The organism is Bradyrhizobium sp. Kon10 (assembly GCF_055807395.1).
In genome coordinates, this window is sequence record NZ_JBVVOZ010000043.1 from 33,808 (window position 1) to 52,071 (window position 18,264).

An 18,264-nucleotide genomic window follows, 5' to 3' on the forward strand; every position below is an offset into this window, starting at 1 on the left:
CCGCTGAAATCAGCAGCCCGCGTTTCATCCACCCTAAGTTACCTGCGTGCCCACGCGATCGAGCATTGCGACGGTGGGAGATGATCTGCAATGCCGCAACCTGATGTCAATCGGCGTTGGACTGGGGGTCCGACTCACTTCCAATCGAAATTGCGTCAGACCCGGACTGGGACCCCGATCGGCATCCAAAGGGCTTATTCCATGCCGAAATACAAGCCCCGGCCCATGGGCCGTTTTTTTGACGTGTTGGTCTGCTGTACAGGAGCCATACGCGGTCTATGACGTTCCGGGACGCTTGGGCAGGTATGTCGTCGCGGATCCGACCCCGAAGAGCTCACATACGCGAGAATGTCACAAATCGAGCCGAACCCGGCAGACGAGGACTGTATTCTGTGATGCTGCTGTTCGAGTTGGCACCTGGCGCTGACGGCCTCTCCTTGCTCTGGGGGCCCACCAGCGTCACGTTCATAGCGGCTACCCCCTAGAGAGCGTGTCCGTAGAATCGTGCGCTTAGGTTTCCGGCTCGATTGGGCCGAGATTCACCGGCAAGAGGAACATCCAACCGTGCATGTCTTGGCCCGTTGCATGTGCGCTCATCCTTGATCGGGCAGCAGCACGGGGTCGAGGGGCGGGCTACGCGCCAATGACTACGCTTGCGCTGAAAATCACTCTGACCGTACGCAATCAACGATGCGGCAAATGGTCCGCCCTCATGTCCAGCCCGCGTCGGACTAGCGGAGTTCGTGTAAACCTCTTCCACTTTCGACCCACGACCGCCCACCATCGGCAGAATACGTTTGCCTACCGATGACGATCGGGACGACCCACTTGCCGCCTATTTATGGCAACAGCGGCTACATCTAAGGCGATATCGGTATCGGAGTGAGCGCGCCGGTCGCAGCTATTGTCAAGAAATGACGTCGCTCGCTTCCCTGGGTCGCATATGTCAATTCAAATAAGACCAAGGCGAATCGCCTTGACGACGCAGTGGGTACGGCTGTTCGTCTCCAGCTTTCGCATTGCGTTCTTGAGGTGAAAGTTTACGGTATTCTCGCTGACCTTTAGAATCACCCCGATTTCCCAGGATGATTTTCCCTGTTCGACCCACCGGAGGCAGTCCTTCTCTCGTTCGGATAGAGCCACTTGCATTTGGCATCTGCCCTCCGATGAAGGCGCGATCTCTGCAAACGCATGATGAAACTGCCAAGCCAATGCGTTGAGATGACTGAGACGATGCTCAGGGTCGGCATCGTCGAAGCTGGACGCAAACGATACGACGGATAGCCGTCCGAATGGTCCAAACAGTGGTACGGTCACGCCATGCTTCAGGCCGGCCTCTCTGGCCTCATTCAACACACGCGTTTCGCCCGGTTGCAATTGATGTTGGTCGGCGAGTCGATCCCATAGAAACGGCGCCGATAGCATCGTCGTCCGCCGAACCACGGGGTCAATGGCATTGTACCCGCGTTCAGAATAGCGCTCGCACCAATCGGAAGGAAAGTTCACCGTCACTGCCGCCCGGAGATACTCTGGCAGGCGAGTCGGCCCCGTGTCGGTCAGTGACCCGTAAGCCACTTGACTGAACCCCTGTTCGCTCGAACAGCTCACAAGCAGATCGAACAGCGCCTTGAGAGATCGCGTTTGTTTTGCACATTCGACGAAGCTAAATAAGTCCATTTGGCGCCTCGCGCCGCCGACTTAGGCAGGCCAGTACTGCGTGGTTTCACTGAACCTGTCTGAGGGGATTTCGGCGCCATTTCGGGCTCCTCTTGCTTGCGAAGTTCTCGACCGAATGCGACAAGCATACCTCTCGTCACGCGCTGCAGAGCGCTCTTTCTCCCGGTCGGATACTCGCTTGATGGAGCGACTGTACATGTGCTTCTTTCCGGGCGGACGGACCTGAACTTGATCCAGCAAGTGTCGTACCAGCTAATGCGCTCGCGAAATCTCGCACCAATGACAAGCAGTTTGAGACACCGGCTCTAGCCAGCGCGACGATCACTGTCGCAATTGCGACATTCGTCGCAAGTGCGACAGCCTGCTGGCAATATTGGCAAGGCATCATATTCTGCACCAGCAAACTGCCGAACTAAGATGTTTAACTTTGGCCAGCCTCCCGCCTTGCGTGCGACATTGCTGCTCGACGAAGGTTGCAGGGCGCGGTCACAGAGCAAAACTGCAGCGGCTTCGCACTGGCCTATCATCCCCGGGACACCAGGTTTCGAGACTGCCGCACGACGGGCTCGTACGAGTCCGCTGCCGCTGGATAGCGATACGCAGCGGCGCTTGCGATCCAACTTGCACAACTCGGATTTCAGGTGCGCGCGTCCGCTGGCGCATGTTCAGGCTAGCCGCACCAGCGACGTCTCGCTGGTCCCGCAGATGAGCGCCAAGCCACACCGCTCGCGCGATCCGTATCGGGATTTCGTCTGCGTGTTGCTGTCGAGCCATAGCAGGAGCACAACGACTGGGCGCGCCGGTATGACGTTCGCACCTCGAGAACGTCGAGATGGACGGTTTCGGCGCCACATAATCGTTCCATGTGGCCAAGCCGGGATCAGATCGAGATGGGATTGCGCTTTTGCAAACTCTGTACGCCGGTTGTGAACCTCCTCCGGTGTAGTACCCAGATGAGCTAAGAGGTGTCGGCTAGAGAACGTCAACGTCGATTGTTTACGGTCGACTACAAGGGGCAAGCAAGTTGATCTGGTCGCATAGAGTGGCCGCTCAGTCGGGATCGGTAGTCAATGAGCTTACCCGACGGGATTCGGTGTTTCGGCGCGGCGTCGAGCAAGGTCGGCTCGGGCTGGGCGGTGACACATTCCGCGCAGGTGCTATCACGCAATCACGAGGCTATTAAAGTCAAATGCAATCGAAGGACACCTTCTCAAGCGTCTTATCGGTCTCCTCTTCGCGATTGCTAGCCTTGTTGAAGTCATCCGATCGTACTCTGATGCTGGTGAGCAGCCAGGCTCACTGAGAGTTCGCAGGCTGCTTGCAGCGCCTGATGCATATCCGCGATGAGATCACTCGCCGCCTCGATGCCCGCGTGAGTGCGGATCAGAGGTCCGTCCAACGAAAATATGGGTTCTGTTCGTTTAGGCTGCTCTCCTGGCAGTACAAGGCTTTCATATCCGCCCCACGACCATCCGATTCTAAAAAGCCGCAGTGTCGGGAAGAAAACCGAAAGTTGGGCCTTTGACATCGGCTTCAGCACCAGACCACATATTCGGACACACGAAAGAGCTGATTGCGCGGACCGCGCCGGTCGCATGAATATGACCCTCGCTGTCACGAAGCACGGGGCAGCGTCTCACTGTCGGTGGGCTCGCCACGAAAGATCTCGCGAGCCTCACTGTGCAACTGAGCGCGTTTGAGCTCCTTCGCCACAAAGGGGTAGCCAGCTTGCGTCAAAGTCCCCTCGCCCCAGTCCCGTGCAACAAGGAGTGTGTTACCATCGACCCAGCTGACGTCCTGCTTGGCCTCTGGGAGACGTCCGCAACGAAGGTCTTCGCGGTCGATCGAGCTATCGTATGGACACGGCATCCTTGCCGCCATCAGAAAGACTAATCAGGCAGAGGCGCTCTTCAGGCGGAAGGCAGCTGGCACCTCGAAGACCCAATTTCTGTTCTCGGCGACCGCCAAGGCGTCCACATCGAGGATGGCTTCCCACTTTGGGATTTGGCCACCATCGCTCTCATGCGTGGTGCGCCGCCAGACGCCGCGCACCTGGTTCTCGTCTGGCCAGAAATGCTCCAAAGCCTGACGACCAGCTTAATTTCGGACTTCTGGTTGACCGTATCGAGACGCTCCTCCACCTCGCCCGACACAACCACATCGGAATGAAGTGCACCTCCTTGTTGCTTCTGCTCCAATCGCATATCGCGCAGGTGCAGGTCAAAGTCCGCTTGGCCTAAGGTTTCATCTTGCTGGGTCGCGCCTGATGTACTGCTGGAATCCAACGTTGCGGTGTCGAGCGCGCCATGGATTCGAACGCTCTCGTGAAATTCCTTTGAGGATGTTTGCGTTCGATGCAGCTGCAGAGCAGCCAGAGCCATCTCCTCTACGCCACGGTTGCAGGTCCAACTTTCCGGAAGCTGACCAGCCGAGCAAAATGCTCGGATTGCTGCATCCAACCGGGACTTCAAGGCGGTCGTGGAGGACGAGCCGACGAGATGTCGGATCAAGGCAGGACGATGTTTGGCTTCATCGAGTTGATGAGTGCAAGCAGAGCGTTGCCATCGTAGCCGGCGAGGTGCAATGAGCCTCGACGCTGGAACCGACTCGGGCGCTGTGGTGCGGCGAGATCACGTCCTTATCGGCACCATTCGAATGGGATGAGCGTGCCTCATGCGCGGTTATACGATACGCTTCCAAGACATGCCCCTGTTCATGCCGTAAAGAGGATATCTCCGATTTAGTCGGCTTGATGCTCTGCCGGCGGCACAAACAATGCGGGCGGCTCACCACTACGCGATACGAACGAAATTTCACCTCGACTGCTTGACAAGTTTGGCAAGAACGTGCGTCGTTTATTGTTCCGTACGCGTCGTACCCACCTCGCGGAGACATGATTGGCGCGATCTGCTGCTCGATCTGAAGCGGCGCGGGCTCGACGTGGCCCCGCAGCTCGTCATCCCCGATGGCGCACTCGGGTTCTGGAAGGCGGCCGGTGAGGTCTGGCCGAAAACGCGCGAGCAGCGCTGCTGGCTCCACAAGACGGCCAACGTGCTCGCCAAGTTGCCGAAGAGCCAGCAGCCGAAGGCCAAGCGCGCGTTGCAGGAGATCTGGATGGCTGAAACCAAGGCCGCCGCCGAGCTGGCGTTCGACGCCTTCATCGAGAGCTACGCGCTGAAATACGAAAAGGCGGCCGACTGCCTCGCTAAGGATCGGGACACGCTGCTGGCATTCTATGACTTCCCGGCCGAGCACTGGAAACACCTGCGCACGACCAACCCATCGAAAGCACCTTCGCTACCGTGCGCCACCGCACGATCCGGTCGAAGGGCTGCCTATCCAACAAGACCGCGCTCGCGATGGTCTTCAAACTGGTCGAGGGCGCGCAGAGAACCTGGCGCCGTCTCGATGGTCATAACCAGTTGCCAAAACTCGTTCTCGGTGTGACATTCAACAACGGGATCGAGGTCATCGCCAAGCCGGCCGACCGTAAGCCCATAACCGCCGCCGCCTGACCAGCCCGGCCGTCACCAAAATTTGGCGATAGCCCATCGCGATGCCAACGAAGCTTCATGGAGCCAGCTCGTTCAGAGGGTCGAACGCATAATGGACTCAACCGAGCTACCTGCGCTCGTTGACGGTGACGGCGGCTACGGCAATTTCAACAATGCTCGCCTCCTCGCACGCAAACTTGATCAGGTTGGGGCGGCTGGCGTGTCCCTTGAGGACAGCTGCTTCCCGAAGCTGAACTCGCTCATTGGTGAGCGGCACCCGCTTGCCGCTATCGGCATCGAGCGCACCCGCGCCGGAATCGGTGCAAGGCGGCTTCCCACACCTTCTCGGTCAAAGGGATTGCCGATCTGCTTGTTGCCTTCGAACAGCGCGCACATCGGTTCCGGTCCTTGCGTTGATGCTCACGAGAAACGTGGCCGCACGGACGTTCCCTCCGGCAAATGGCAACGGATGGCACGTGAAAGATGGCACGTGTTCTGATCGGAACTCCGGGCTGGCACTACGCCTCCTGCCGCGGCCGGTTCTTCCCCGAGGACGGGACGCTGAAACAGCAGCTTCGCTAGTATGCCGGGCAGTTCGACACCACGGAGCTGAACGGGGTGTTCTATCGCACGCCGACGCGCGGGTGACGGGATGGCGCGAGCAGACCGGGCGCGATTTCGTGTTCGCCTGGAAGGCATCGAAATTCATCACGCACTCGAAGCGCCTGTCGGACCGCTCCGTCAACAGCCTCGAGCTGTTGGAGGACCGCATCGCCAGGCTCGGCGGCAAGGCCGGCCCGGTCCTGTTCCAGCTGCCGCCGCAATTCGAGGCAAACGCGGACCGGCTCGCGTCGTTCTTCAAGCTATTGTCCCGGAAACGGCGTTACAGTTGCGAATTCCGGCATCCGAGCTGGTATCAGCGGCGCATCCTGCGAATGCTGACCGAGGAGAACATCTCGCTGTGCCTGTCCGATCATCACGATGCGCCGGCGCCGTGGAAGCGCACGGCGGATTTCGTCTATGTGCGCGGACACGGGCCAAGCGGGCGCTATCACGGGCACTATACCAAAGCTACGCTGGCGCAATGGGCCAAGCGCATCAAGTCGTGGAAGCGGCAGGGCTGCGACGTCACGTCTATTTCGACAACGACCAGAAGAGCGCCGCACCCGCCGATGCCAAGGGGTTGAAGCAGCTGCTGTGATGCTAGATGCCCGCGCAGGGCTCGGTTCACCTCTCCCGAAGGGAGAGGTCGGAGCGCATCGAAGTTGCGTTCCGGGTGAGGGGTCGAGGTCTCTCCAGTGCCGCGGCCCCTCACCCGATTGCTACGCCGCGCAATTGCGCGTCATAGCAATCCGACCTCTCCCCGTCGGGGAGAGGTGAAGCACCCGCAGTCTGCGGAACCGAATGATATCCCGTTAGATGACACCGCTCTGCCGAAGCGCAGCGATCTCGTCCGCATCATAGCCGAGCTCGGCGAGGACGCGGTCGGTATGCTCGCCGAGCGTCGGCGGGCGCGTCGCGATTTCGCCGGGCGTTTCCGACAGGCGGACGGCGGCGCGCGCGACGGGCGCATGTTTCGGCAGGCCCGGATAATCGACGTCCTGCAGGAAACCGGCGGCACGGATGTGCGGATGATCCAGCGCCTGTTGCGGGCTCAGCACCGGCCCGGTCGGAATCATCGCCTTGCCAAGCGTGTCGACGGCCTCCTGCGTGGTGCGCTCGGCGCACCAGCGCGCCATCCGCTCGCTGATGACGGGGCCGTTGTTGCCGCGGCTGATGTCGTCGTCAAAGCGCGGATCGTTCAGCCAGACCTCCTCCTCGCCCATCAGCTTCGCCCAGCGCTTGAACAGCGGATGCCCCGTGACCTGGCACAGCACCCAGCCGTCTTTGGTGCGGTAGATGTCGGCGGGCGCGGCGGTCTGGCCAAGATTGCCCGTCGGCACGCGGTTGACCTTAATGACGGCCTGCTCGATCAGCGTGGCATTGGTAAAGGACAAGGCGGTTGCGAGCAATGCGCCCTCGACGATCTGCCCGCGCCGGGATTTGCCGCGCTCGATCAGCGCGGCGAGCGTGCCGAACGCGCAATGCAGCGCGGTCCCGAAATCGACCCAGTTGACCGCGGCCCGGTAGGGCGGATCGCCGGCGCCCGTCATGTACACCGAGCCCGACATCACCTGGCCGACACCGTCGAAGCCGACACGGTCAGACCATGGCCCCGGCCCGCCGAACGCGGTGGCCGTCGTCAGGATGATGTCGGGCTTGATCGCCTTCAGCGAATCGTAGTCGAGCTTCATCGCGCGCAAGGTCTGCGGCGGCAGATTGGCGACGACCACGTCCGCGGTCGCAAGCAGCCGGCGCATCACCTCCTGCGCTTCCGGCTTCATCGGATCGAGCGTGAGGCACTTCTTGTTACGGTTGACCTGAAGAAACAGCGCGCCTTCGCCACCCTCGCCGACCGGCGCCACGAAGCGATCCTCGCTGCCGTCGCGCTTCTCCACGCGAATGACCTCGGCGCCGAATTCGGCCAGCAATGTCGCGCAATAGGGCCCGGCGATATAGCGCCCGAAATCGAGCACGCGCACGCCCTCCAGAACTCCTCCCATCGCACCGTTCCCTGTTGTTTTTGCAGATTACAGGGAACGGTCGCCGCGGCAAGATGGGCCGGCGCTCAGGCCTCCCGGTAGTCCAGCAGGATGAGCCCGACCAGGATGAAGGCGACCGGCCAGATCCACGCCGCGACGTTGCGGAAGCGGCCGTCGAGCCGCAATTCGAGCCAGCGTGCCCAGCCTGCGGCGATCCCGCACAGCGCAAGCGGCGTGTGGCTCATCTCGATCAGGAGCTGGTCCTTGATGTTGGCGATGGCATGGGAATGCGTCAGCAGGAGCGCGCCGCCGAGCGCGGTGGTCAGGGAAAACACCAGCGCTCACCTCGATATGCTCTCGCACACCTTCTAGGCCGTCGAAGTCTCCGAAGCTCTCGATATGCGCTTCATTCGAAGAAGACAACTCATGAGCGTTTCCGATGAAGAGGGTGGCAGACGCGCGTGAAGTTGGAAGGACAACGGACGGGACGAGAACGTCTCTCGGACGCGCTGTCCGGATCAGCGCTCCCAATTCAGGATTGGGTTCGACTAGAACACCTTGCGCTCCTCTTTGATACATAAGATAGGTATTCGAGGTGGAGATGGGGTGACTAGCGCCGATCTCGACATAGAACACGCTCTCCCAAGATCTTTGGCTCTTGGAGAGTCTTGCAGCCAACATTCCTTTAACCTCTTGTCCGGCTTGTGCGTAGCTAACTGGGGCGAAGTGCTCGATCCGAGACTTGGGAAGATTGAGCCTTTCGACTTTCCGGTTTATGCACTCGTTCTCAAGCTCTGAAAACATGAACTTGCCCTCGACATGTAAGCGGTTAAAGATAGCTCTCGCATGGTGGTCATCCCGGGGGCAACTGACGATGCTGGTAGTTGACGATTCTTGACGGAGCCGCCTGCCTTTATCAAAAAGCTCTTGTGGGGAACAGCCGTCCATAGAACCGTGCCTCGTCCTCATTCACTCCTGTTACTTGTTTAGCTAGGTCATTGGCCACTTTCATGGGCCAACTTAAGCTGACCCACAGCTCATGCCTGGCGGATGTCACTAATTTTGAGCAACCGATATCAACCAGATTCTAAGCCGAAACAGCTGACTCGCCCTCGATCTTGGGTCTATTTGAGCGAGCGATCGCCTACTGCGCCGGTGCTGCGGCGGCAGCCGTCTTCGCAAGCTCGACAAAGATGTGACGCAGTACCGCGCCAGTGGCAAAGCGTTCGATAGCGCGGAACAGGTCTCTTACCGCGACCGCGAGAGGATTAGCCACCCACAGGGCTCGTTGTTTGAGCCGGCGCTCCAAGGCCAACTTCGGAAATCATCCTGAAGCGGGACAGATGAGTTAATGTGAGCTCACCTTTCTTTGCGGAATTTGCGTTTGAAATTGCGAAAACTCCAGGTTTCTTTCAACAAGAAGGCCACGAAGGCTTGAAATATTCCGCTGCTAGTGGAACCCCGACTAACCAGAGAGCGGAGGGTTACGAGATCGTCAACACCGGATGAAAATTTGCAGACCTCCGGGCTACCGCCGCTATCCCCATAGTCATTCTGTTGTAAACAAGCTTGATCTTAAGACCTTGTCCGATATCCCCGACGTGAAAGAACGGTCTCGCAAAATGCGGCAGAATGCCCTCAGCGGCAGGGAAATGCTTTTCACTCGATCCGACGATTGCATTGAGAAGGCCTAGCTCTGCGTGTTCAGGGCTCCGCGTTACTGGAGCATCGACAAAGCTTAGGCAGCGTTTTTGAGCCTGCTCAGCCAGTGCGACCGTCGAAGCAGGATAACGACGTGGAGCAGTCAATTATCAAACCTCCTGGGGCATATGGACGAACAACCCATCTGGCCCAAGGCAAACTGCCTCAACGTCGCGGCTGGAAGGCGCCGATAACACGATTGGCAGTTACATGCCGGGCCAGCTCAGCGATCGAAGGATGTTCGTGGGCACCTGCACCAGTCAAGCGATCCGCACCGAAGCGACTTTTTTGACTTTGATATGCAGGTCGATTTCTTGAAGGAACAGGCTGATGCCAATACCGGTTCCCATGCTTCCAGCTCCGATAAGGCCTATTCTCTGCCTCGTTGTCTTTAGGAGCGACGTTGAGTGGTGATTCGTTGTCAATCATGCTTTACGCATTCCGAAAAATCAGCGCCGTTGCAAGATTGGCAGCAGCTCATGATGGCTGTTAATCCTGTAGCAAGGACCCGCCGCGCGCAAGCGCGACGCCGAAACGACTCCGCCCGTAATCGATATGATTATGAGTCACAGCTTGCGTGCGATATGCGTTTCGACCGGCATATCGCCAATGATAAAGGTTGACGCCGGCTTTAGTTGTTTTGCTGCATGTGTAGACCAAGCCGCTCTTCTTTGCTCATGGATTTGTATTGAGTGGTGCGGCTTTCAAAGGCGAGCACATCGTTGATGCAATCATCGACGATCCAATTCGCTTTAATTGGAAATGAAGAGGGTCGACTATATGGTTGCCCACGATGATCGACGATGCCCCTTCTTGGCGGCGCGCCAACTCGTTGATTGGCACGCTTTCCGGATGGCTGGGCAGATCGGTCGCTCTGCTCTGTGAGAGGTGCTCCGTTCAAACCGGCAGGCGCTTTTTGCCGGTTGCTGTATGGGCAGGTGGTCCTCTACGGAGCCGCTTGTAACTGAAGGAAAGCTCGATCAATCCGGTAGACATGGGCACCTACCGGCGGACCGCGCCGCTCCATGGCCGGTCGTCCGCGGCATAGGCCCAAAGCCACTTGAGCTCGGCGGTCTATGGGCTGGTGTGACTTCTAACAATTGGCTCTGCTACCTCAATCGAGATCAATCGCAGAAAACGCGTGAAAAGTCGCGCGCGCCGGTGCGTCGCTAGGCAAGATCCTATGCGTTCTGCAAGACAACGGGCGCGGTGAGCTGCAAGCGTCGTTCTGAACACACGGTTTCGAGACGGTAAATCTCTATCTTTTTTCGTTTGTGAAGTGCTGCCAGCCGGCGAGTGGCCCGCTGCTTTGGTGTCGATTGCACCTTCTTCACGCGCCTAGGCCTTAAGGATCGATCGGATCGATGCGTTAAAGCAGCGGCAGAGCAAGCCATGCAGCGGCAGAGCAAGCCATTAGTCATTTCCGAACTCCGTGTTGACTCCCAGAACTCGTAGGAGAGCTCGGCCCAGGTCTGACGTATCCTGCAGCCGAACTCTGTGGTGGGCGGCCAGAGCCACAACTTATGGACCGCAGACGGTCGATCCGATGTCCGACATTACCTATCCGTTGAGAGGCGTCATGCCAGCTAGGTCACAATTGCGATCACGACTTGGAAACCGGTGATCACTATTAGCAACTCGACTGACGAACCTGAACCGCCAGGTTACGGATGAGACATGATGACTCAGCTCTTAGCGGCTCCTTGGCCTGGCTCGGCACCGCCGATTGTTTTTGTTGGCAGGAACCGGCGCGGCAACTGGGTTGCCCGCGAACAAGGGGGCTCCTTTGGCGGCCTTTTTGTCAGCCGAGCCCAAGCTTTGAAATATGCTCTTGTCGAGAACGGCCACCATCCAGAGTGCATCATCGAGGTGACGCGGGAGATCGAACTCGATATTCGGACCAACTCACGAACCACATGAAGAGAGTAGGCCGACGACCCCCCTTGGTGGGAATTCATCGTACAGATCATTTAATTGTGCGACCTTGGCCTCGTGATAGGCTGAGGAGCCGCGGCTACTCCGGCTACTCATTCACGACGGAATGTTGACCGAGGAATAAGGCATCGCTGCTGATCGAAGCGACGACGCAGGGACGGATGTACCGGCGTGACTGCCCCTTCCTGCTTGCTCATCGCGACATTGCCGCTACCCAGCGTGGTCTATTTGAAGTAAGAGCACCGGACAGGCCGCGCCGCACTAGCCTATCCGACGGGAACTCGCCCGCCCCTCGAGGCGCTATGAAATCTCCTCAGTGCGAGGCGGGCTGGCGCAGCCGCCTATGTTGTCGATTCGTGAGAAACTAAGCGCATCATAGCTTTTCTTGCTGGCGGCAAAACCACCACGGCACGACCTTTACGGCGTCGCCCCTATACCACTTGAGCCCGCAGCCCCGCCGCCACGTTGCTGGGTCTTTGCATCGGACTCGCGGCAGAGAAACATAATGTTCAGCAGAAGAAATGCATTAGCCAGCTCAGATCGAGCAGTTCGCCGACCGCGAGACACACGTCTGGGAGCTGCTTAATAAATGCACAAAGCCCTGGTCGGCCAGTGCCCCCAGGAATGCCCGGAGCTGCGCTGCCACCACAATCGAGCTAGCGTCAACGTCGGTCAGAGTCATTCGTGCTACTTCGGACAACGCGATCTGATCGGTCTTGATGATCTGCGGTGAATACTTTTCACCTTCCCGAGATCAGGATGAGCCGCCGCCGGTTTGATGGAGACCGAGTTAAGCTAATCCCACCTTGCGCTCGAACTCAACCGGGCTGAGATAGGCGATGGTCGAGTGCCTGCGGATCGTGTTGTAAAATCGTTCAATGTCTCGAACACATCGGCTCGTGCCTGGTCTCTGGTCCTGTACGTTTTGCCTTCGGCCCGTTCGGTATTGGAGCGACGAGAAGAAGCTCTCCATCGCCGCGTTGTCCCAGACATTGCCGGAACGGCTCATCAAGACGGTCACCGCGGATGCCGGCTGTGCCTCCGCTAAAGTCTACGGTGCGCTCGAGCGGCGCGGCATCGACGCCCTGATGCAGCTAAAGCCCCCGCGCGACTAATCAAGCACGGCCGTTTCTTCTATTCGAAGGCGGAGGATTGTGCCCGGTGTTCGCTCGAGGGCGATTGCTTTATCGAAAGGGCAGTTAACGAAGCGGTCGTTATCGGTGACGATTATCCTGCACTGCTCCGCGCCCGCCGCCGTCGCGAGCGATGGAGCAGACAGGACCGACTTGCTCTATCGGCCCCATCGCTGGCGCTCCGACGGCTTCCAGGGAGAAGCCAAGACCTGGCACGGACTGGCGCGCGCCATACGGCGTGGTCTGCCAAACATGAAGATCCGGGCCTACCTGACAGCCGCCGCCATCAACCTCAAATGGCTGTCAGCCACTCTCCGTGTGCTTATTCTGCCTTGGATTGTGCCTCATAGTGCGTTTGCGGCTTCAAATCGCGCTGTGGCGCGGGTTTTGACGCGAGGGCCATGCCGGGGGCTGGTTGTGCATCGCGCGAAATCTATTGGCCACTTCTTCAACGCCCCCTATGCGCACTTCCTGCGCAACGCCCTCGACATGTCCCCCGTAAGGTCGATGACGATTGCCTGCTCGAGCTCAGATGGATGTACGACCGGCGCGACCTCTCGTAGGTACGGCGCGATTTTGCCGCCTGATTCGGCAAATAGGGTGGCAAATACCTCACCGGCTGGGTGGAAGAGAACATCGAGGAGGCACTCACCCTGCCACTAGCACACCGCAAGCACATGAAGTCAACCAACATGAGATCTTCCCCAATGCCGAGAGCCGCTCGCGGCTGGTGCGCGCCTTGAACGTCGAGCGTGCCTCCTTCTTGTGTTCCTTCACTACGCCAAGCGGCCTGACGATGCTCAGGCCCACCAAGAGGATGCACGCCCCCCTCCGCCGCCGTCGTTCCGTCAGCGCTACGCTTTCGGCAGCGTGCGACGGCGGCTCCGAGCGATGGCTCGACCGAACCCCGTGATCACTTTTGCTGAACTTGACGCACGGAACTTTCAGATTCTGGTCCGAGTTCACGGCAGCACATTTTATGATCAGCAGGGTGCTCCGCCGTCTCTCTGATGTGTTGGGCAATCTAACTCGTAAGATCGATTGTCATGTTCCCTGCGCTACTTTTTCGACCTGCCCTTCGGAGAGCATCGCCGTACCGATGATCCTTTCTCTCCCCAATTCAGCAATGTTCGCTTCGGAGAGACCGAGTAAGTCTGACAGGATCTCTCCGTTGTGCTGTCCCAGCGTCGGTGCCGGCGTACGGATCGCATAGGGACGGCCTGCACCTTCGCGAATCGGCATCGACGGCTGCGGCTGCAAGCCCATGTAAGCGCGTTGGATATTTTGGAAAAACGCGCGCGACCTAAGATGCTGATCCTTCAGCAGGTCAACTGGTAGCCGCGCCACGCCGGCAGCAATCTTAACGGATTGCAACTCAAACATCGCTTCGTCCGCATCGCGGGTGAGCGTCCAGGCTGCGATACTTGTCTCAATGACGTCCTCAACAGCCCGGCGACCTTCTGCAGATTTCAGCGACGCATCGGTGGCCCAGTCTGACCGGCCAATAAGAAGTGCGAGCCTCCGCCACATGTCGTCATTTGTCGCGGCCACCATGATCCAGTTGTCCACACCCGCACACCGGAAGCACCCGTGCGGCACAAACTGAGGATGTCGGTTGCCGTATCTTATCGGCGGAGGACTGCCGATCGACTGAATCGTGATCCATGGCGCAGCGAACGGCATCATACATTCGATCTGCGCCAAATCGATGAACTGCCCCTGGCCACTCGTGCGGGCGTGAATCAACGCGACCAGAACCGCGGCGCAGCCGTTGAGCCCACCGACCGGGTCCCCGAAGGCGGTGTGGCTCATAGTGGGTGACCCTCCGGGATTGCCGACTACACTCGGTAATCCCGATCCCTGCTCGAGAGTCGATCCGTAAGCTCGGCAATCGCGATGGACGCTGTTCGAACCAAAGGCTGACATCGACATCATCACGAGGCGCGGATTGAGCGCCTTAAGCACGTCGTAACCAAGCCCGAACTTTCGCAGGACATCAACAGAAAAATTGTCAACGACAATATCAGCTCGCGCAACCAACTGTTTTGCGAGAGCGATGCCTTGCGGGCGCGTTAGGTCGAGTGTGATACCGCGCTTGTTGCGATTCATGATACAGAAGCGCACCGCCTTTTCGTACATTTGACCGTGGACGTAAGCGGCCCGGCTGTCAACGCCGCGCCACCAGTCTGGATGCTGGATGGCCTCGATCTTAATAACATCTGCACCAAGATCGGCGAGCGTGCGCGTACACAATGGGCCCGCCCAGCCCATCGTGAAGTCAATTACACGAACCCCAGCCAACGGGTGCCGGTTGGGAGCGACGCAGCCAGGCGAACCCTCCACTGCGAAGGAGGAATTTGTTCGGCTAGTTGCGAGCTCCTGCTGCTCACCGGGAGCCGGAACCTTTCCGCCTCGACGGGGATTCGTCAAGGTCAGCCGCTGCATCGAACCCACGGTTATGCCCTCTTCTTCGCCAATCAACACAGGCACAATCGCGCCACGCGCGCTTTTCTCGGGGTCGAGTAGCAGATCCGATATTTCGGGTACAGGTACGATCGGAATCTTCCGTTGCAGTCCCTCTACGAACCATTCCTGCGCCGTCCGAGCTTTAAGCTTTGGCAGAAACTGTCCTTCGATCTGGTCTATGTATGGCAAGCGATCTGCGCTGAGCACCAGACCTGGATCGTCACGTAACTCCGATAGACCGAGCATATCGCAGAATGAGCGCCATTGTGCGGAAGTTAACGTTGTAACTCCGAGCCATCCCTTTTTGGTTTCGTAGATGCCTGCCGGAAACATTGGCCAGAAGCGATTAATGCCGAGCCGACGTGTCATTTCGCCCCGAGCATCGGCTTCGAACATATGATTCTCGCTGAGAGCGAGGTTCGCTTCGAAAATGCTGACCGACCACGACCGGCCTGCCCCTCCCTGCGTCCGCGCAAAAATCGAAGATGCCACGGCGATGAAGGCCCAAAGGCCCGCAAGAATGGCCGCCTGGAAATCCGGAGCGTACAACGGCGGACCCTCAATCGGTCCAACCAGCTTGATGAGCCCGGCCAGAGCACGTACCGTCGAATCAGTTGCCGCGAATCCTGCGTAGGGTCCCCCGCTGCCGAACCAGCTCGCTTCGATGCAGATCAAGCTCGGGCGACGCTGCCGGATCGTCGCGACATCAATGGACCGACAATCTGCGGGATCGACATCGCGGCCGTCAATCAGAATGTCACAGTTTTCGATTAATGCCATTAACTTCGTCATCGCGTGTTGGTCGTCCGGGTCGATGATGACGCTTGACTTATTGAAGTTCAGGAACGCAAACCACGCGCTTTGGCCCCTCGGTGTCAGTGGCGCGCTGCGGCGAAGTGGGTCGCCTAGGGGTGGCTCGACTTTCTGAACATCGGCGCCAAAATCGGCGAGCAATCGTGCGCAATAACTTGTCGTAGCCGAGCTTCCGATCTCAACGACTCGCAGCCCTGACAGTATTCCCATCGTGATTCCAAAGTTCCAACCATGCTGCGGCCACGAATCATCGCCTGTTACGCAATCGGATATTATCGATGCGCGAAGGATGACGCGGCTTACAAGTAGCGACACGTGGGTGGCTTGCGTTTCGTACGTCCGGGGACAAGCTCTGAGTCGTTCATCTTCGCGCCAATGACCGTGGCCTGGAAAGTAATCACCTGCCTCGAAGTTCAAGACCGATCGGGAAGGCGGCGGGCCTTCATGTTGTGCATAAAGCGTGTACGAACTATTCGCGCGAGCGTCACCATTTTCTCACGGAACGGGCTGGTCCGTATGGAGGCCCACGGCCATGTCATTGGTTTTTTCCAAGACGCAGTCGCATAACCGCTCTATATCGCGAGCCTCATGATCGGCCGTAATACACACTCGTATCCCCGCTCTTCCTTGCGCAACGGTTGGGAAGAACGTCACCGACGTATAGAGCCCGGCATCTAGAAGCTCTCTTGCGACTGCAATGGCCTTGGCTTCTGATCCGGTGGCGATCATTCTGATCGGAAGTGAATTGCCTTGCTCCGCAGTTACCACCCGACGATCAAAGAGTTTTATGCGTTGCGCCAAGCGCCTCTGCCGCTGACCGAGTTCTTCCGAACGGTGAATCTTGCACGAGCCAAGCGCCGCTCCAACTGCCGCTAGGTTGGGAGGCACCGAGAACGCGTAGGGGACGGAATACCGTCGGAACAAAGTCTCCTGGTCGGAAGTCCCGAGCATCAACATGCCGCCTGATGCGCCGAACCCCTTGCCTAGTGAGGCGGCTATGATCGTCCGGTCACCGAGTCCGGACGGAAACTGGGAGCGAGCAAATCCTTCACCGTGCCGTCCAAATAGCGATGTGCCATGTGCATCGTCGATGTAAAGAAAGAGCCCATAGCGTTCCTGAAGTTGACGCAGTTCGTTGATTGGCGAATGGCCTCCCATGGAGTACACTCCATCGCATACATAGGCTACCACCGGATGTTGGCGGCACAGGCGTTCGAGAGCGTCGATGTCGTTGTGCGCAATCGTTTCGACCCGTGCTTCATCGGCGACCACGGGCTTATGATAGGCGAGCGAGACGTGCGCAAAGCGATCGAATACTACGACCGGTTTCCGTCCGCCCGTTAGTTGACCAGATGCAAGGAGGGGCATTGCGCCTAAATTGGCGAGCATGACGGTGGAATAGGTAAGCACGCGCGCGCAGAACATATCTGACAGAGTTGCTTCAAGTTCCGCCAGGAGGTCGAAATTGAGCCGCGTTCGCGCGCAGGACCAATGCAATGATCGATGCGCCTTTATCGCCTCGATCGCACCAGCGATGACTACGGGATGGTTGTCGAGGCCCAAGTAGGAGCACCGCACGAAATCAAGTACCAGTGGTCGGCTGTCAAGCGGGCCGGAACCCAAAGCAAAAGCCCGTCCGATCGTTGAGCGTCCATGGATACCCATGAGGCCAGCCGCGTGCGCGGCATCGAAATAGCTCCTGCTCTCCTCTATCACGTAGGCGGTGTTACGAAAGTGTCCGGTCCGCCCACCACCACTAGAGAGCACATTTTGTTGCTGCATTGCATTCTCCATTCCATCTGCGAACCAGTCGCCCTCGATAAGCGCGGCGCAATGTGAGGTCTAACGAAATCGGCCGAGACTTAAGATCCAGCGCGAGACATTGCGGACAGCTCTCTCGTCCGCACTGGCTACCAAACACTACCGACGTCACTTGTGCAGCTACTAAGTCAGGTGGGTTGGTTAGATCGAAGCGCCGCGCGATGTATAGGTGATCAGAAACGATCGCGCGCTGGCCAGAGGTCGGTGTGTCTTCGCGACGGTGTCCAAGTGACGGGCTGTAGTGCCCTTACTCTGCTCCTTGAACGACAAAAGCGATTTGGTATCTCAGCATGGGTCGTGGGCGTTCTTTGGTGTATGTCCAGTTTCTGCAATGCTTGGTGAGTATAGATTTGTCGGCTAGGAAAGAATGGAGAACAACACTGCGGGCCACATTCTCAAAGTTCAGGAGGCTCTTATGGATTTCACTATCTCGCCCAAGCAGAAGGAATGGCTCGACCGCGTGCAATCCTTCATGACCAAGCACGTGCGCCCGGCGGTGCCGATCTATGATGAGCAGGATCGCAGCGGCGAACGCTGGAAGGTGATTCCCGTGCTGGAAGACCTCAAGAAGAAGGCGAAGGCCGAAGGCCTCTGGAACATGTTCATGCCGCCGAACGAGCATGAGGATGACGAATTCCGCGG

General features: G+C 58.4%; 9 protein-coding genes and 7 pseudogenes. 7 read left to right on the plus strand and 9 right to left on the minus strand.

The annotated features are described in order from the left end of the window. Positions 1–951: 951 nt before the first annotated feature. Both AC0L2O_RS33115 and AC0L2O_RS33120 read right to left on the minus strand, forming a co-directional pair. Positions 952–1,677 (minus strand): helix-turn-helix transcriptional regulator, encoded by a 726-nt coding sequence (locus tag AC0L2O_RS33115; RefSeq protein WP_473372699.1) that lies wholly within the window; start codon positions 1,675–1,677, stop codon positions 952–954. 1,258 nt (positions 1,678–2,935) lie between these two features. Further along, positions 2,936–3,274, minus strand: coding sequence for a PLP-dependent transferase (locus tag AC0L2O_RS33120; protein ID WP_473372700.1), 339 nt, complete (start codon positions 3,272–3,274; stop codon positions 2,936–2,938). A gap of 1,301 nt (positions 3,275–4,575) precedes the next feature. Between AC0L2O_RS33120 and AC0L2O_RS33125 the strand changes: the two are divergent. The 3 pseudogenes from AC0L2O_RS33125 to AC0L2O_RS33135 all read left to right on the plus strand — a co-directional run. Next, positions 4,576–5,192: pseudogene (locus AC0L2O_RS33125) on the plus strand (IS256 family transposase); the annotation flags it as partial. A 25-nt stretch (positions 5,193–5,217) separates the two neighbouring features. Next, positions 5,218–5,463, plus strand: a pseudogene (locus AC0L2O_RS33130) (isocitrate lyase/phosphoenolpyruvate mutase family protein); the annotation flags it as partial. 191 nt (positions 5,464–5,654) lie between these two features. Next, a pseudogene (locus tag AC0L2O_RS33135) lies at positions 5,655–6,372 on the plus strand (DUF72 domain-containing protein). 214 nt (positions 6,373–6,586) lie between these two features. Here the strand turns inward: AC0L2O_RS33135 and AC0L2O_RS33140 are convergent. The 4 genes and pseudogenes from AC0L2O_RS33140 to AC0L2O_RS33155 form a co-directional block, all read right to left on the minus strand. Next, a complete protein-coding gene (locus tag AC0L2O_RS33140; RefSeq protein ID WP_473372701.1) occupies positions 6,587–7,774 on the minus strand; it encodes a CaiB/BaiF CoA transferase family protein in 1,188 nt (395 codons plus the stop codon). A 65-nt stretch (positions 7,775–7,839) separates the two neighbouring features. Beyond that, positions 7,840–8,094, minus strand: a pseudogene (locus AC0L2O_RS33145) (copper resistance D family protein); the annotation flags it as partial. Between the two features lie 803 nt (positions 8,095–8,897). Continuing rightward, positions 8,898–9,029 carry a hypothetical protein gene (locus AC0L2O_RS33150; RefSeq protein WP_473372702.1) on the minus strand — a complete coding sequence of 44 codons (132 nt, stop codon included), beginning with the start codon at positions 9,027–9,029 and terminating at the stop codon, positions 8,898–8,900. Positions 9,030–9,237: 208 nt separating this feature from the next. Continuing rightward, positions 9,238–9,561 carry an NAD(P)-binding domain-containing protein gene (locus AC0L2O_RS33155; RefSeq protein ID WP_473372703.1) on the minus strand — a complete coding sequence of 108 codons (324 nt, stop codon included), beginning with the start codon at positions 9,559–9,561 and terminating at the stop codon, positions 9,238–9,240. 1,573 nt (positions 9,562–11,134) lie between these two features. Between AC0L2O_RS33155 and AC0L2O_RS33160 the strand changes: the two genes are divergently transcribed. Then, a complete protein-coding gene (locus AC0L2O_RS33160; RefSeq protein WP_473372710.1) occupies positions 11,135–11,374 on the plus strand; it encodes a hypothetical protein in 240 nt (79 codons plus the stop codon). 805 nt (positions 11,375–12,179) lie between these two features. Here AC0L2O_RS33160 and AC0L2O_RS33165 read toward each other — a convergent pair. After that, on the minus strand, positions 12,180–12,398 hold the full coding sequence (locus tag AC0L2O_RS33165) for an integrase core domain-containing protein (protein WP_473372704.1): 219 nt from the start codon (positions 12,396–12,398) through the stop codon (positions 12,180–12,182). On the opposite strand from AC0L2O_RS33165, the pseudogene AC0L2O_RS33170 reads away from it, so the two are divergent. Both AC0L2O_RS33170 and AC0L2O_RS33175 read left to right on the plus strand, forming a co-directional pair. Next, a pseudogene (locus tag AC0L2O_RS33170) lies at positions 12,343–12,849 on the plus strand (transposase); the annotation flags it as partial. The gene AC0L2O_RS33165 and the pseudogene AC0L2O_RS33170 overlap by 56 nt on opposite strands. Before the next feature lie 132 nt (positions 12,850–12,981). Then, a pseudogene (locus AC0L2O_RS33175) lies at positions 12,982–13,273 on the plus strand (transposase); the annotation flags it as partial. Between the two features lie 293 nt (positions 13,274–13,566). On the opposite strand, the gene AC0L2O_RS33180 reads toward AC0L2O_RS33175, so the two are convergent. Together AC0L2O_RS33180 and AC0L2O_RS33185 are read right to left on the minus strand one after the other, a co-directional pair. Continuing rightward, positions 13,567–15,942 carry a CaiB/BaiF CoA-transferase family protein gene (locus AC0L2O_RS33180; protein WP_473372705.1) on the minus strand — a complete coding sequence of 792 codons (2,376 nt, stop codon included), beginning with the start codon at positions 15,940–15,942 and terminating at the stop codon, positions 13,567–13,569. Positions 15,943–16,296: 354 nt separating this feature from the next. Continuing rightward, positions 16,297–17,583 (minus strand): aminotransferase class I/II-fold pyridoxal phosphate-dependent enzyme, encoded by a 1,287-nt coding sequence (locus tag AC0L2O_RS33185; protein ID WP_473372706.1) that lies wholly within the window; start codon positions 17,581–17,583, stop codon positions 16,297–16,299. A 454-nt stretch (positions 17,584–18,037) separates the two neighbouring features. On the opposite strand from AC0L2O_RS33185, the pseudogene AC0L2O_RS33190 reads away from it, so the two are divergent. Beyond that, positions 18,038–18,264, plus strand: a pseudogene (locus AC0L2O_RS33190) (acyl-CoA dehydrogenase); the annotation flags it as partial.